We start from the raw sequence: 12,596 nt of genomic DNA on the forward strand, positions 1-12,596 counted from the left end.
GCCGGCGTGAAAGCCTTGCCCTCAGACCGACTGCTCGAGCGCGTCGAGGGCGTCGAGCGCCTCCTCGACCAGTGCCGCGTCGTACGTCCAGACGCCGTAGTAGCCGCCGTCGTGGCGCTCTTCGGCGAGCAGCGCCGACGCCTGGTGGTCGTCGCCGCCGCCGTCGAACACGACGAACCACGTTGCCGCGATCTCTAGGCTGTCCTCCCGGTGGACGGTGACGCCGCTCGGCGCCGCGACGTCGACGTCCGGCGTCCCGTAGACGTGCACGTCGAGGCCGCCTCTCGAGAGGTTCGTGTACGTCTCGCGCTGTGGCCGGAACTTCGAGAGGTGCTGGAACCCTGCGTGGAGGCGCCCGTCGTTCGCACGCCACGCCCGGTCCTCTATCTCTCGGGAGGCCTGGACCATCTGGTGGTGGCTGTACGACGTGAACGTCGTGCGGTCGAGGTGTTCCAGCAGCGGACTGTAGGAGACGTCCTCGCCGACCGTTCGCGCGCTCCCGTCGGTGAGCGCACGCAGCGCGTCGATGCCGACGGCCGCGAGGTACTCCTCGCCGTCCGAGAGCACCGCGTACTCCGGTCGGTCGTCCGCGTCTGCCTCCACGACGACGACGTTCTGGGACGCGAAGTACGCCCGCAGGTCCGAGACGATGGCCGTCTCCGGGTCCGTGTAGACAGTGAGCGTCTTCTCGCGCCCACGAACCTGGTCGATGACTCCGCGGAGGCTCATTGTCGGGGCTTTCCCTGCAGGGTACAAATGCGTTGTTGCCGCCGCGAGACCCTCCGCATTCGTCGCGCTCCCCCGACATTTATGGTCGGTGCCCGAGCGCCTGGGGTATGGACCGAGCGATTGCAGTGGTCGAAGCCAGCGACTCCGCGAAAGCCCTCGTCCGCGAAGCCGGCGAACTCGCCGCGGGCGTCGGTGCCGAACTCGTCCTCGTCCACGTCACCACCGACGAGGAGTACTCCGAGCGCCGCGAGGCGATGGCGAGCATCCCCGACCTGGACGTCAACTACACCCTCGACGAGGCCGTCGACGGTGCCCGGAAGTTCGCCCGGGACGTCGGCCGCGACGTACTGGCGGACGTCGACATCGACGCGGAGGCCGTCGGCCGCATGGGCGAGAAGGGTGACGAGGTGCTCGCCCTCGCCGACGAACGGAACGCCGACCACATCTTCATTGCGGGCCGGAAGCGCTCCCCGACCGGGAAGGCGATCTTCGGCGACGTGACCCAGCGCATCATCCTCGAGTTCGACGGCGCCGTCACCGTCGTCACGACGTAACAGTCCGGCCGCCGTCGAGGCCGTCCGCTGCTCCTACAGCCAGTCGTCGGGTTTCGTGTCGTAGTCGAGTTCGTCGGCTGCGAGGTGTTCGACCGCGGCCCACGAGAGCTCCTCGACGGACAGGTCGTCGCCGTCGTACCGGAGTTCGACGCCGACCTCCTCGGGTTCCGGCTCGCGGTCGTTGCGGCGGGCGCGCTTCCGTTCGTTCTCCGGGATGCGCTTCGTGATGGTGTGGAGGACGACCGGGCGGCCCCACAGTTCGAAGACGCGTTCGAGTGTCGCTTCGGCGTTCTTCCGGTCGAGCATCACACCGTTGTACTCGTGACAGAGCAGCAGTTCGCCGCGGTTCTCGTGGTTCGCGTCGTAGACGCCGATGGTCGGCTTCCCCAGGTTCGTGAACCGGAGCAGGAGCTTCTTCTTGACGTCCTCGGCGTCCGTGCTGGTGGCGCGGAGGTCCCCGCGCGTCTGGCTGTACTCGTAGGCGAAGTAGTCGTTGGCGTCGACGAACTCCTGGGTGAGGAACTCGTCGATGAACGTCACGTCGTTGTGGCTCTCGCGCACCCCGAACATCCGCTCCCAGCCGACCGTGAAGTCGACGCTGTCGAGGGCCTGCTCGACGGTCGCGAAGCGCTCGTCCTCGAAGAGGTAGCGGCTGGTGGACTCCAGTTCGCCGCGGGTCACGCGCCGCAGGAACCCGCGGAACTGTGGCTTCGTCAGCGAGTAGTGGCGCCGTGCCAGCCCCTCGTAGGTGAACAGCTTCCAGGGGTAGCGGTCGACGTCGATCTCGCCCTCGCGGGCCGCGGCGAGCGCCTCGGCGTCCACGTACTCCTCGGGGAGCGTGGCCACGTCGTCGAGCGTCTCGCTGGTCACCGAGTCGAGGGCCTCCGGTGGAGCGAGTCGGTCCGCGACCTGCTGGAAGTCGACGGCGTCGTGGAAGTTCCGCCACGAGATGCCCTCGACGCGGAGCAGTCGTTCGAGTACCTCCCGCCGGTTCGCGCGGTTCTCGACGTACTCCCAGAGCTCTTTCCCGAGTTTGTACGGGTTGAAGCCGGGGCTGTTGAGCACCTGGGCCTGGTGGTCCGCGTAGTCGAGGAACTCGTCGGTGCCCGCGAACGCCTCCTCGCCCATCATCATCGACTCCCAGTACGCCGCCCACCCCTCGTTCATTACCTTCGTCGTGCGCTGGGGCGCGAAGTAGTACGCCTCCCGGCGCAGCATCTCGACGACCTCCCGCTGCCAGTCCTCGAACTCCACGGCCTTGCCGGCGTCCTCGTCGTAGGCCTCCCCGTGTTCGCGGAGGAACGCGAGCAGGTCGTACTCCGGTTCCGGCGGGAACTGGACGTCGTCGACGTCCGCTTCGAGGGCCTCCAGCCAGTCGTCGTCGAACACCTCCGCCCGCACCTCGTCGCTGACGCCCAGCGCCTCCAGGGTCTCGTCGACGGCCTCCGGGTCGCCGTCGGCGCTCTTCCGGTCGAACGCGCGGCGGTACTCGATGTTGTCCTCCAGCGTGAGCACCGTGTCGACGAACCGCTCGACGGCCTCGCGGTCGACCTCCGGGTCCGAGAGCACCTCCTCGATGCGCCGGGCGTGGCGTTCGAGCATCGCCGCGGCGTTCGGTCCGTCCTCGCTGCCGAACAGGCCGAACCACCGGTTGTTCGCGAAGAAGTCCGCGTGGGCCTCGACGTGCGTGATGACCGCCTTCTGGTCGGCCAGCGAGTTCGACTGCTGGAGGAACGCGTTCGAGGGGTTGTCGTTGTTCACGATCTCGAAGGCCTTCCCGCCGAGGAACTGGCGCTGCTTGCGCTGCTGTTCGTACTTCATCCCCCACCGCCAGTGGGGGTACCGCGTCTGGAACCCGTCGTAGGCGATGAGTTCGTTCATCTCGTCGTGGTCGACGATCCAGTAGTGGACGTCGTACGGGTCGAGGCCGAGTTTGCGGGCGAGCGCGTTGGCTTCCCGCGTTGGCTCGGTCAGTTCCGCGGCCGTCTGTCGCTTCTCTCTGTCAATCATCGTTCTCGGTGCTGAGTATGGTCTCGATGGCGTCGAGGACGTCCGACTCGTCGCGCACGGTGGTGACGGCGACGGCGTCGTCCTCGTCGAACGCCTCGCGGAGGTCCGCGGCGTGGGTCCCCGTCCGGACGCCGTCGTTCGGCTGTGTCTCGACGTACGCGTGGAGATTCGCGTCGATGCCCTGCATCAGCGGCACGACCTTCTCCGTCGTGTCGTTGCCGCTGTTCTCCCCGTCGCCCGCCGCGAACACGTAGCGGTTCCACTCGTGGAACGGGTACTCCTCGAGGACGTCCTCGGCGAGTTCGTACGCGCTGGAGATGCGGGTCCCCCCGCCCGACCGGATGCCGAAGAAGTCCGTGCGCTCGACGACCCAGGCGTCGGCGTCGTGGGCGATGTAGACGAACTCCGCGCGGTCGTACTTCCCGGTGAGGTACCAGTCGAGGGGCGTGAACGTGCGCTCGACGAGTTCGCGCTTGGCGTTACGCATCGACCCGGAGACGTCCCGGATGTTCACGACGACGACGTTGCGCTCGCGCTCCTCGACGATCTCGGGGTGACGGAAGCGCTCGTCCTCGCGGCGCAGGGGCACCTTCCCGACGCCCTCTCGTCGGAGGCGCGCGTGTGTCTGCTCGCGGTCGACCTCGCTGGTCATCTCCTCGATGGAGCGCCACCGGTCGCGGTCCTCGAGGTCCCGGTCGCGCTCGTCGAGCCACGCCTTCGACACGGGGATGTTCTGCGCTCTCGCCCACTCGAAGACCTCACTCGGCCCCCACCCCTCGACGCGCAGCGCCTCGCCGAGGTACGCCTCGTCGAAGTCCATCGCGACCTTCCGCTTCAGGCCCTGCTTGTAGAGGTGGGCGAAATCCAGCGTCCCGCGGGGCCCGCGCCGCGCGGTGTCGTTGAACGCGCCCTCCGTCTCCGAGACGACGCGCTTGCCCTTCGGTTCGAGGTCGAGGCCGAGGCGCTCGTCGAGTTCCGCGGCGAACTCCTCGGGGTCCATCTCGTAGTACTCGTGGTCCGCGGAGTCCTCGCCGGCCTCGCCGTCGTCGCCCTCGCCCTCCTGTGGCTGGCCGACCTGGTCGCCGGGTTCCGCGTCGCCCTGTCCGACGCCGCCCATGTCGAGCTGGTCGTACTGGAACTCCGGGAGGTCGACGAGTTTGATCGGCACCCGCACCGAGTCCGAGCTGCTGCCCGTGAGGTCGCCGTACTGGATGAACTCCGCGAGGTCCTGCCGGCGCTGTTCGCCGATCTCGCGGAACCGCTCGCGGTCGTCTCTCAGGCCCATCGGTGGGTCACCTCCGAGAGGACGTCCCGGCTCGCGAGTTCGGCGCTCGCCGGCGAGTAGCCCCGCTCCTCGACGAGATACTCGATGGCCTGTTCTTTCAGCTCGGCAGTCGCGGTGCCCTCCGGCGGGTCGCCCCACTGCTCGGGGTCGAAGTCGGGGTGGACCCGATCGACGTCGCTCCAGTCGTTGCCCGCGAGTACGTCACGGAGCACGGGGACCGTCGTCAGGTCGATGTCCCGGGCGCGGAACTCCTCGTCGCGGTGTTCCCACGCGTGGCGGGTCACCGCCGTCATCACGGTGTCCTCGCGGAACGTGCGGACGCCCTCGCGGGGCTGGTTCCCGCGGTAGTCGGCGTCGGCGAACTTCCCGAGCGTCTCCGTCTCGAACAGCTTCATCGCCAGCGCGTCCGGCTGTTCGTCCTCGCCGCGGTCGTTCGTGACCGTGTCGTCGGTCGCCCACGCGTGGACGTGGTCGACGTACCGCTCCACGTCGGCCGGGTCTGCGCCCTCCTCGGAGAGCAGCGCGTCGAGGACGTCGTCCTCCTGCTGGTCGTGGACGTAGTCCTTGACGGCGACGAGGCGGTCCTCGAACTCCGCGCGCTCCGCGTCGGAGAACACTGGCGCGGCCTCGAGCCCCTCGACCATCCCGTCGAGGACGTCCCGGGGCGTGACCACGTGCTCGACGGGGAGCTCCGGGTGCGAGCGGTCTGCGTCGGCGTGCAGGCGGTCGGCGAGCACGTCCCGCGTGTACGTCACGGGGATGCCGTTCCCGCCGTCCGCGTCGCCGTCGAAGTCGAACTCGTCGGCGTCGCGGCGGTCCTCCCCGGAGCCGACGTACCCCCGGTCGTACAGCTGGGCCTTCTCCACGAGGTCGAGGCTCTCGGGGAGGCTGCTCGCGTCGAGGCGCGTGACGACGCTGTACAGCGCCGCCGCCTCGACGGTGTGGGGCGCGAGTTCGCGCTGCTGGACGCCCTCGCGGTCCCGGATCGAGACGGTGACGGGTTCCCGCACGCGCTCGGCGACGACGTCGTGGTCCGTCTCCGTCCATACCGCCGTCTCGCTGGTGAGCTCGCGGCGGAGTAGCTGAGCCTCGAGACTGACGCTCGTGAGGTAGCCGAACTCGTGTTTCGAGAGCCGGCGCTTGAGCGCCTTCAGCGGGTCGAACCCCTGCCGGTCGTCGTGTTTGTTCAGCTGAGCCTCGAGGTCCAGATTCGAGATGACGACCAGCTGCGTGTCGAGGTCCATCCCGATGCCCTTGTCGAGTTTCACGCGGCGCTCGTCGGGGACGTTCAGCAGCTTCTGGAGCAGGTCGGCGTGCTGGCTGGCGTCCTCGACGACCGTCAGGCAGCCGTTGCCCTGCGAGAGCACGCCGTCGTAGCTGAACGCCTGCGGGTTCTTCCGGCCCTTCGAGTCCATCTGGGCGAGCAGCGGCGCCATCCACGACCCTGCGAGGCGTTCCTTCGGGCTGCCGGCGTCCTCGGAGTGGAGCACGCCGATGCCTTTCCCGCGGTCCACGACGTAGTTCTTCACGCGCAGGTGCTTGGGGTCGGTCACCGCCTCGAAGAGGTCGGTGCGCCCCTCCCGCCGGTAGGCCTCCTCGAGGAACTCGTAGGCCTCCCGGCAGAACGGGTCGAGGTCGGCGTCAGCGCGGAGTTTGTCGGTGTCGTCGCGACCCCGGTTCAGTTCCGCGAGCAACTCCTTGCGGACGTCGGGCGGGAACACCGACAGCGGACTCGACTGGACTGGGCTCTCGTACCAGTCGTCCTCGCGGTCCAGGCGCTCGTCGCCGTACGTCAGTCCCGGCGACTCCTCGGCGCCCGCGATGTTCCACTCGATCGTGTAGCGCCGACCCTCGGGTGTCTTCGAGAACTCCCGGAGTCCGTTGACGAGACACCGCTTCAGTTCGGACTTCCCGGTCGCCGTCGGCCCCGCGAACCAGAGGATGGTCTCGGCCTTCCCGCGGCCAGCGGCGACCGCGCGGAGGTCGTCGACGAACGCGTTCAGCGTCGCCGTGTTCCCGAGGACGGCGTGCTCGCCGTCGTTGTGCGGGTCGTCGAAGAAGCGGTAGCGCTGCCGCTGTTCGCCCCCTTCGACGACGGGGCGGGTGCCCTCGGCCTCGATGGCGGCGAGCACGTAGCGGCTGGCGTGGGCGGCGGCGAGCGGGTGCTCGAAGACGTGGTCGACGTACTCCTCGAGGGACATCGGGTCGTCGTAGGTGTCCCTGAGTGCCCGGTTCGCCCGGTCGACGTAGTCGGTCACGACTCTAGTTCCGCCTTGGCGACCTCGGCGCCCGCGAACTCCAGCACTTCGCGCGCACCGGCCTCCGAGTAGCCGCGGTCGACGAGTGCGGCCACCCAGTCGTTGCCGTCGCCGTCGTCGTCGAACTCCGCGTTCGAGACGAGCGCCGAGAAGTTGATGTTGTGTTTCTTGTCCTCCCAGAGCTTGCGCTCGAGTGCGCGGCGCAGGCGGTCGTTGTCCTGCGGGTCGAACGGCTCGCCCTCGCGGGCGCGGCGGCTGACCCAGTTCGAGACCTCCTGGCGGAAGTCGTCCTTGCGGTCCTCGGGGACGCCGAGTTGCTCCTCGACGGCCCGCAGGAACGTCTCGTCGGGCTCCTGCTCGCGGCCCGTGAGTTCGTCGGCGACGGTGTCGTCGTCGATGTACGCCATCACGTGGTCCATGTACTTCTCGCCCTGGCGCTGGATCTCGTCCAGGTCGTAGGCGAGTGCGTGGCGCACGTCCTCGATGGCGCGCTCGCGGTACTCCTCGCGGACGAGTTCGAGGAGGCGCTGGTAGTCCTCGACGACCTCCTCCGGGATGGAGCCGTGCTGGCCGACGTTGTCCTCCAGGCGGTTGAAGACGGTGAGTGGCGAGAGGAACCCGCGCTCGCGGTCCATCGACTGCATGATGGCCGCCGCTATCTCGTCGCCGACGAACCGCGGGCTGACGCCTTTCATGCCCTCGCGCTCGCTGGAGTCGGCGGCCTCCTCGCGGAGCTTCTCGGGGTCGACGTCGTCGACCTCGTCGAGTTCGCCGTTGTACGCCTTCGCCTTCTCGAGGAGGCCCACCCTGTCGTTGTCGGGCTCCTTGACGCGGGTGAGCACGCCGAACAGCCCCGCCATGTCGAGGGTGTGGGGTTCGACGTGGATGTCGGGCACGTCGGCGTTCGACAGGAGTTTGTCGTAGATGAGCGCCTCCTCCTCGTACTCGAGGACGTACGGGAAGTCGACGCGCTTCGTGCGGTCGTTGAACGCCTCCATCTTTTCGTCGGCGCGCTTGTCCCGGTACTCGGGCATGTTCGTTCGGCCGACGATGACCTGGTCGATGTCGATGCGGGGGTTGTTCTTCGGCTTGATCGTCTGCTCCTGTGTGGCGTGCAGGAAGTCGTAGAGGAACTCCCGCTGTAGTTTGAGCAGTTCCTCCCCGGAGAAGATGCCCCGGTTGGCGTTACAGAACGCGCCCGCGTAGTCGAACGCTCGCGGGTCGCTCTCGCCGTACACCGCGAGCTTCGAGTAGTTCACGTCGCCGGTCAGCTCGGTCTCGTCCTGGTTCTTCTTGTCCTTGGGCTCGAAGGTCTCGATGCAGTCCCTGCGGTTCTCGCTGGCGACGAGCCTCACCACCTCGACGTGGTTGTCGAGGACGGCCTCCAGGTCGTCGTCGTAGTGGGCCAGCAGTTCGTCCATGTAGAACTCGCTGGCCGGGTCGAGGGCCTGCTCGTTGCGCAGCGAGTACGGTGCGTCGAGGCGCTCGTTGAGGTCCTCAATGATCTGCTGGCGCTGTTCGTTCGGGAGCAACACCAGCGGGTCCTGGTGCATCGGGGAGGTGACGGTGTCGTCGTTGGGGTCCTGGTCGTCGATGACCGAGCAGAGGTTCGTCCACCGGAAGGTGTACAGCCGTCCCTCCTCCTTGGCGGTGTAGTCCTCGTAGTAGCGTCGCACCTGGCGGTCGACGTCGGACTTCCCGGAGCCGACGGGACCGAGCAGGAGGATGATGCGTTTCTCCGGACCGAGGCCGCGAGCGCCGCTCTTGACCTTGTTGACGAACTCGTGGATGGACTCGTGGACTTCGCGCCCGAAGAAGGTGTTCGCACCCTCGCCGAGTGGGTCCTCGGATGCCAGTTTGTACTCGACGACCCCGTCCTCCGTGTTCGAGCCGTAGTAGTCGAACATGTCTGCTAGCCGCTGGTGGGCGTTCCGCGCGATGGAGGGGTCGTCGTACAGGGTCTCCAGATACCAGTCGTAGCTCCGGGCGTCGCGGAGGTCCGACGGGACTGATTCCTTGTACTGTTCGCTGAGGCGTTCGAGGGTTTCCGTCATGTTGGGTGTGGGTGTGACCTGATGTCGTTACCCGGGGGTGCTACCAAGTCGTCTCGTACGGGGCGACAGGACGGGCGACCGCCGGGCGTAACACCGGCACTACTATTGTATTGGGGTATGCTAACGTATAAGCATGTCGCGGGGTGTCACACTCCTGTTCACGTCGCCGGACGGCCGTCCGGTGGGAGACTCCGGCGACGTGTCCTCGGTCACCTCACCACGGGGTTCGTGGGGGCGTTAACGGTCGAGCGATGGTATGTAGTCGAGGTAAACCTCGCGGCGGCTATATGGTGTCGTCGGGGTCGTAGTTCGCGGCCGTCTCGCTGGCGGCGCTCGCGTACCGCTCGACCTCGGCCGGGTCGGTGACCGCACCGAGTTTCGCCGGTTCGACGTCGATGGCCGCCTTCGTGGGTCTCTCGTCGTCGAAACTCGTGAGCGCGCGCTCCTTCCGGAGGTACCGCTCGCCGTCCGTCGTCGCGTATTCGAGGATGATGAGGTTCTGCTCGTCGTCGGAGTACGTTCGCTCCGCCAGCCAGACGCGCACCGTCCCGTCGCTCATACCCACCCGTTCGTCCTCCACGGGGAAATATCCGGTCGCTCGCCGTCAGAACCCTTTTCCCGGCCTGCAGTCTAGGCCCGTCGATGGCAGACTCACTGGCCGCCCAGCTAGAGCGGGACCTCGCCTGTGAGAACCTCCTCGGCTGCCTCCACGGTCTCTCGGACCTCGACCGCGAGTGTTTCCAGGCGCTCGTCGAGAGCGACGACCCGCTGACTGTCGACGAACTCACCGACAGCGTCGACCGCGAGCGTTCGACGGCCTACCGGTCGGTCCACCGCCTCGTCGACGCCGGCGTCGTCCGCAAGCGCCAGCGTAACTCCGAGGCAGGGGGGTACTACCACGTCTACCGTCCCGCGGACCCCGACGTGGTCGCCGACGACATGCAGCGCCGCCTCAACGACTGGTACGCGAAGATGAGCGGCCTGATCGGGGAGTTCCGCACCGAGTACGGCGAGGAGTGACGACTCGGCGCCCGCGGGGGCGCTGGCCGCGTCTGTCTGGACAGTAGTGTTATGTGGTAGCGTGACCCACGATACTGCCATGAACGGCGCATCGTCCCGCCAGCCAACGTGGAGTCGCCCCGCCGACCGCGACATCATCGAGTTCCTTGCCGAGGTTGGCGCCGAGTACCCGGCCATCGTCGCCAACCGCATCGGCATGCACGCGCCCTACGTCGAGACTCGCTGCGAGGAGCTCACCGAACGCGGGCTCCTCGAAGCGGTCTCCGGCGAGGTGGTCTACCGACTCACCGACGCTGGCGAGCGCGCCTGCGAGAGCGGCGTCCTGCCGGAGTGAACGACACTTTACGTTCCCACCCCAAACACCGACCCATGAACCACGAGTCCTACCTCCGCGCCGTGGGGTTACCGGAGTTCGCGGACGTGCCGTCGGACTCGCCCAAGCGCGGCGCGTCGCTGGTCGCCCGGCCCCCGCACGCCACCGTCACGGCCGACACGGTCGAAGAGCGCTACGTCTACCCCGTCCCGGAACTCGGACCGGACGGGGCCTGCGGCGTCGGCCTCGCCGACGACCCGTACAACCTCGCGCCCGTCTGCGGACTGGAGTACGACCGCGAGCGACTGCGCGACCACCCGAACACCGCACGACTCGTCGCCCTCCAGGACACCGTCGACCGTCTAGCCGAGGAGACTGAGGCGGACTGGCTCGGCGTCTACCGACGCGCCACGAACGCCGACGGCGAGGACGTGCTCGTCAAGGAGGCGTACGTCGGCGACCCCTCGCGCGCGGAGTTCCCGCTCACGGAGTCGTTCGCCGAGCGTTCGAACAACTCGACGGTCGGCCTGACCGGCGAGGCGGTGCTCGTCGACGACGTCGCCGACTACGACGGCCCGTACTACGAGTGCGACGACAGCGTCCGCAGCGAGTTCTGCTGTCCCATCCTCGCCGGCGAGGACGTCGTCGGCATCGTCGACGCCGAAGCACACGAACCCGACTTCTTCACCGAACAGCGCGTGCTCACCATCGCGGGCACCTGCGCCGGACTCGCGGATTCGGACCTCCTCACGCCGCCGCGCGTCGAGGCCTGAGCCGACTGGCCTCCGCAGTTCTGACGAGAGCGACGGGACACGTCCTCGGGCAGGCGACGCGCGCTACCCGAAACCAGAGACGGCGGTCCGAACCATGGCCGTCCCGTCGCTCGCCAGCGACCGAGACTGCCACGAGATTTAATACAGGTGAGTTCGTTCGTGAAAAACGAACCATGGACGACCTCACCGGCTTCCAGCGCGACCTCCTCGTCGTCGCCGCGGGCCTCGAGGAACCGAACGGCCTCGACATCAAGAGCGAACTGGAACAGTACTACACCTCCGAGATCAACCACGGACGCCTCTACCCGAACCTCAATACGCTCGTCGAGAAGGGACTCGTCGAGAAGGGCCAGAAAGACGAGCGGACGAACCAGTACGTCGTCACGGACCGCGGGGAGCGAGAACTCCGCGCCCGCCGGGACTGGGAGCAGGACTACGTCGAGGCCGCCGAGGGCGAAGAGACGCTCGTCGCGGACTGACTGTTCCCTTCGCAGGCGCCGGACGGAAGATTAACCACACTCCTCTCCCAACGAGGGAATATGACCGCCGACTCCCTCGCCCGCTACATCCGTTCGCTGGACGTCGGCACGCTCCGCACCATCGTGCGCTACGACGGTGACGACTACGAAGTCGACTTCAAATCAGCTGCAATCGAGGCGGAGTACACCGACGACGAGTTCGAGGAGGTGGCGAAGAACTTCGTGCTGAAAGGGTTCGACGACGGCCACGAACAGCCCGAGTTCGCCCGCTTCGGCCACCTCGACGCGACGGTGCGGTGGTTCCAGCAGGTGGTCGTCTGCCAGATTCCCTTCGACGACTGGTCGGGCATCTTCGTCTCCTTCGACCGGGAGAGCATCAGCGACACCGGCCACCTCATCGACGATATTCTCGCGTTCGTCGACGAGGAGGTCCACGAGGAGTTCGAGTCGGAGGACGTCGCCGACCAGTTCAATCAGTAGGGGACCCACGCGGTGCGGCCCTGGCCGAGACCCACCACGCGGAGTTCTGTCCCGTCGTCCGTCGCTCGCGTCTGAATCAGCCCGTCGTACAGCGGCGCGAGCACGTCGAAGGCCTCCCTGCTGCTGGTGTCCAGCACGCCGAACCCGAGCCAGTCGAGGCGCTCGACGTGGCCGGCGAACACGTGGAGGAACCGGTAGACGCGTCGCGTGTCCGCGTACATCAGCATCGTCGAGATCGTGGAGACGTTCATCCGGGCCTGCTCGCAGTTCGACTCGAGCGCCTGGAAGATGCCACCGAGGCGGATGCCGATGTCCGTGATGTCGCCGGGCGACCCGACGTACTTCACGAGGTCCTGGTCGCGTGTCGACTCCCCGCGCTGGCGCGTGACACAGTCGACGATGCCGCCACGGTTCTGCTTGACCGCCGTCCAGACGTTCGGCGCGCGCTTGCGGATCGACTTCGTGCTGTCCCGGGTGCCGACCACGATGCCGCCCTCGCCGCGCTCGCAGCCGCCGTCGAGGACTTCGAGCGCCAGCTCGCGTTTCCCCGTCAGTGGAGGACCGGCGACGAGCAGGTTCGTCCCCGCGGCTATCTCGTCGACGGGGAGGTGGTCGGCGACGTCGTACCCAGCCATTAGCTA

At 67.6% G+C, this 12,596-nt stretch carries 13 protein-coding genes; 6 read left to right on the forward strand and 7 right to left on the reverse strand.

Features of this window, described 5'->3' with window-relative positions:
* Positions 1–21: 21 nt before the first annotated feature.
* Entirely contained in the window at positions 22–729 is a 708-nt protein-coding gene (locus LT965_RS14075; protein ID WP_232701488.1) for a DICT sensory domain-containing protein, read from the reverse strand.
* Positions 730–836: 107 nt separating this feature from the next.
* On the opposite strand from LT965_RS14075, the gene LT965_RS14080 reads away from it, so the two are divergent.
* Entirely contained in the window at positions 837–1,283 is a 447-nt protein-coding gene (locus tag LT965_RS14080; protein WP_232701489.1) for a universal stress protein, read from the forward strand.
* A 33-nt stretch (positions 1,284–1,316) separates the two neighbouring features.
* Here the strand turns inward: LT965_RS14080 and LT965_RS14085 are convergent, their stop codons facing one another.
* From LT965_RS14085 to LT965_RS14105, 5 genes are all read right to left on the reverse strand, one after another.
* Positions 1,317–3,293: a SpoVR family protein gene (locus LT965_RS14085; RefSeq protein ID WP_232701490.1), complete on the reverse strand. Its 1,977-nt coding sequence runs from the start codon at positions 3,291–3,293 to the stop codon at positions 1,317–1,319.
* On the reverse strand, positions 3,286–4,578 hold the full coding sequence (locus LT965_RS14090) for a YeaH/YhbH family protein (RefSeq protein ID WP_232701491.1): 1,293 nt from the start codon (positions 4,576–4,578) through the stop codon (positions 3,286–3,288). The genes LT965_RS14085 and LT965_RS14090 overlap by 8 nt, the downstream gene beginning before the upstream one ends.
* Positions 4,569–6,779: a PrkA family serine protein kinase gene (locus LT965_RS14095; RefSeq protein WP_232703592.1), complete on the reverse strand. Its 2,211-nt coding sequence runs from the start codon at positions 6,777–6,779 to the stop codon at positions 4,569–4,571. The genes LT965_RS14090 and LT965_RS14095 overlap by 10 nt, the downstream gene beginning before the upstream one ends.
* Before the next feature lie 53 nt (positions 6,780–6,832).
* The gene (locus tag LT965_RS14100) at positions 6,833–8,890 is read right to left on the reverse strand and encodes a PrkA family serine protein kinase (RefSeq protein ID WP_232701492.1); all 2,058 of its coding nucleotides are present in this window, start codon (positions 8,888–8,890) and stop codon (positions 6,833–6,835) included.
* Positions 8,891–9,173: 283 nt separating this feature from the next.
* Complete coding sequence (locus LT965_RS14105; protein ID WP_232701493.1) at positions 9,174–9,449, reverse strand: DUF7967 family protein; 276 nt, start codon at positions 9,447–9,449, stop codon at positions 9,174–9,176.
* Between the two features lie 83 nt (positions 9,450–9,532).
* Here LT965_RS14105 and LT965_RS14110 point away from each other — a divergent pair, with 83 nt between their 5' ends.
* From LT965_RS14110 to LT965_RS14130, 5 genes are all read left to right on the forward strand, one after another.
* A complete protein-coding gene (locus tag LT965_RS14110) occupies positions 9,533–9,910 on the forward strand; it encodes a helix-turn-helix domain-containing protein (RefSeq protein ID WP_232701494.1) in 378 nt (125 codons plus the stop codon).
* A 79-nt stretch (positions 9,911–9,989) separates the two neighbouring features.
* The gene (locus tag LT965_RS14115) at positions 9,990–10,244 is read left to right on the forward strand and encodes a DUF2250 domain-containing protein (RefSeq protein ID WP_232701495.1); all 255 of its coding nucleotides are present in this window, start codon (positions 9,990–9,992) and stop codon (positions 10,242–10,244) included.
* A 35-nt stretch (positions 10,245–10,279) separates the two neighbouring features.
* A complete protein-coding gene (locus LT965_RS14120) occupies positions 10,280–10,996 on the forward strand; it encodes a GAF domain-containing protein (RefSeq protein ID WP_232701496.1) in 717 nt (238 codons plus the stop codon).
* A 173-nt stretch (positions 10,997–11,169) separates the two neighbouring features.
* A complete protein-coding gene (locus tag LT965_RS14125) occupies positions 11,170–11,475 on the forward strand; it encodes a PadR family transcriptional regulator (protein ID WP_232701497.1) in 306 nt (101 codons plus the stop codon).
* Between the two features lie 60 nt (positions 11,476–11,535).
* Positions 11,536–11,955 (forward strand): DUF7522 family protein, encoded by a 420-nt coding sequence (locus LT965_RS14130; RefSeq protein WP_232701498.1) that lies wholly within the window; start codon positions 11,536–11,538, stop codon positions 11,953–11,955.
* Here LT965_RS14130 and LT965_RS14135 read toward each other — a convergent pair.
* The gene (locus LT965_RS14135; RefSeq protein WP_232701499.1) at positions 11,949–12,590 is read right to left on the reverse strand and encodes an RAD55 family ATPase; all 642 of its coding nucleotides are present in this window, start codon (positions 12,588–12,590) and stop codon (positions 11,949–11,951) included. The genes LT965_RS14130 and LT965_RS14135 overlap by 7 nt on opposite strands.
* Between the last annotated feature and the right edge of the window lie 6 nt (positions 12,591–12,596).

Origin of the sequence: Halobacterium wangiae (assembly GCF_021249345.1) — an archaeon.
In the GTDB taxonomy this organism is placed as follows: domain Archaea; phylum Halobacteriota; class Halobacteria; order Halobacteriales; family Halobacteriaceae; genus Halobacterium; species Halobacterium wangiae.

Coding starts and splice junctions, on each gene's coding strand:
- LT965_RS14080 (WP_232701489.1), top strand. CDS start 837: ATGGACCGAGCGATTGCAGTGGTCGAAGCCAGCGACTCCGCGAAAGCC.
- LT965_RS14085 (WP_232701490.1), bottom strand. CDS start 3,293: ATGATTGACAGAGAGAAGCGACAGACGGCCGCGGAACTGACCGAGCCA.
- LT965_RS14120 (WP_232701496.1), top strand. CDS start 10,280: ATGAACCACGAGTCCTACCTCCGCGCCGTGGGGTTACCGGAGTTCGCG.
- LT965_RS14105 (WP_232701493.1), bottom strand. CDS start 9,449: ATGAGCGACGGGACGGTGCGCGTCTGGCTGGCGGAGCGAACGTACTCC.
- LT965_RS14110 (WP_232701494.1), top strand. CDS start 9,533: ATGGCAGACTCACTGGCCGCCCAGCTAGAGCGGGACCTCGCCTGTGAG.
- LT965_RS14125 (WP_232701497.1), top strand. CDS start 11,170: ATGGACGACCTCACCGGCTTCCAGCGCGACCTCCTCGTCGTCGCCGCG.
- LT965_RS14130 (WP_232701498.1), top strand. CDS start 11,536: ATGACCGCCGACTCCCTCGCCCGCTACATCCGTTCGCTGGACGTCGGC.
- LT965_RS14100 (WP_232701492.1), bottom strand. CDS start 8,890: ATGACGGAAACCCTCGAACGCCTCAGCGAACAGTACAAGGAATCAGTC.
- LT965_RS14095 (WP_232703592.1), bottom strand. CDS start 6,779: ATGTCCCTCGAGGAGTACGTCGACCACGTCTTCGAGCACCCGCTCGCC.
- LT965_RS14075 (WP_232701488.1), bottom strand. CDS start 729: ATGAGCCTCCGCGGAGTCATCGACCAGGTTCGTGGGCGCGAGAAGACG.
- LT965_RS14115 (WP_232701495.1), top strand. CDS start 9,990: ATGAACGGCGCATCGTCCCGCCAGCCAACGTGGAGTCGCCCCGCCGAC.
- LT965_RS14090 (WP_232701491.1), bottom strand. CDS start 4,578: ATGGGCCTGAGAGACGACCGCGAGCGGTTCCGCGAGATCGGCGAACAG.
- LT965_RS14135 (WP_232701499.1), bottom strand. CDS start 12,590: ATGGCTGGGTACGACGTCGCCGACCACCTCCCCGTCGACGAGATAGCC.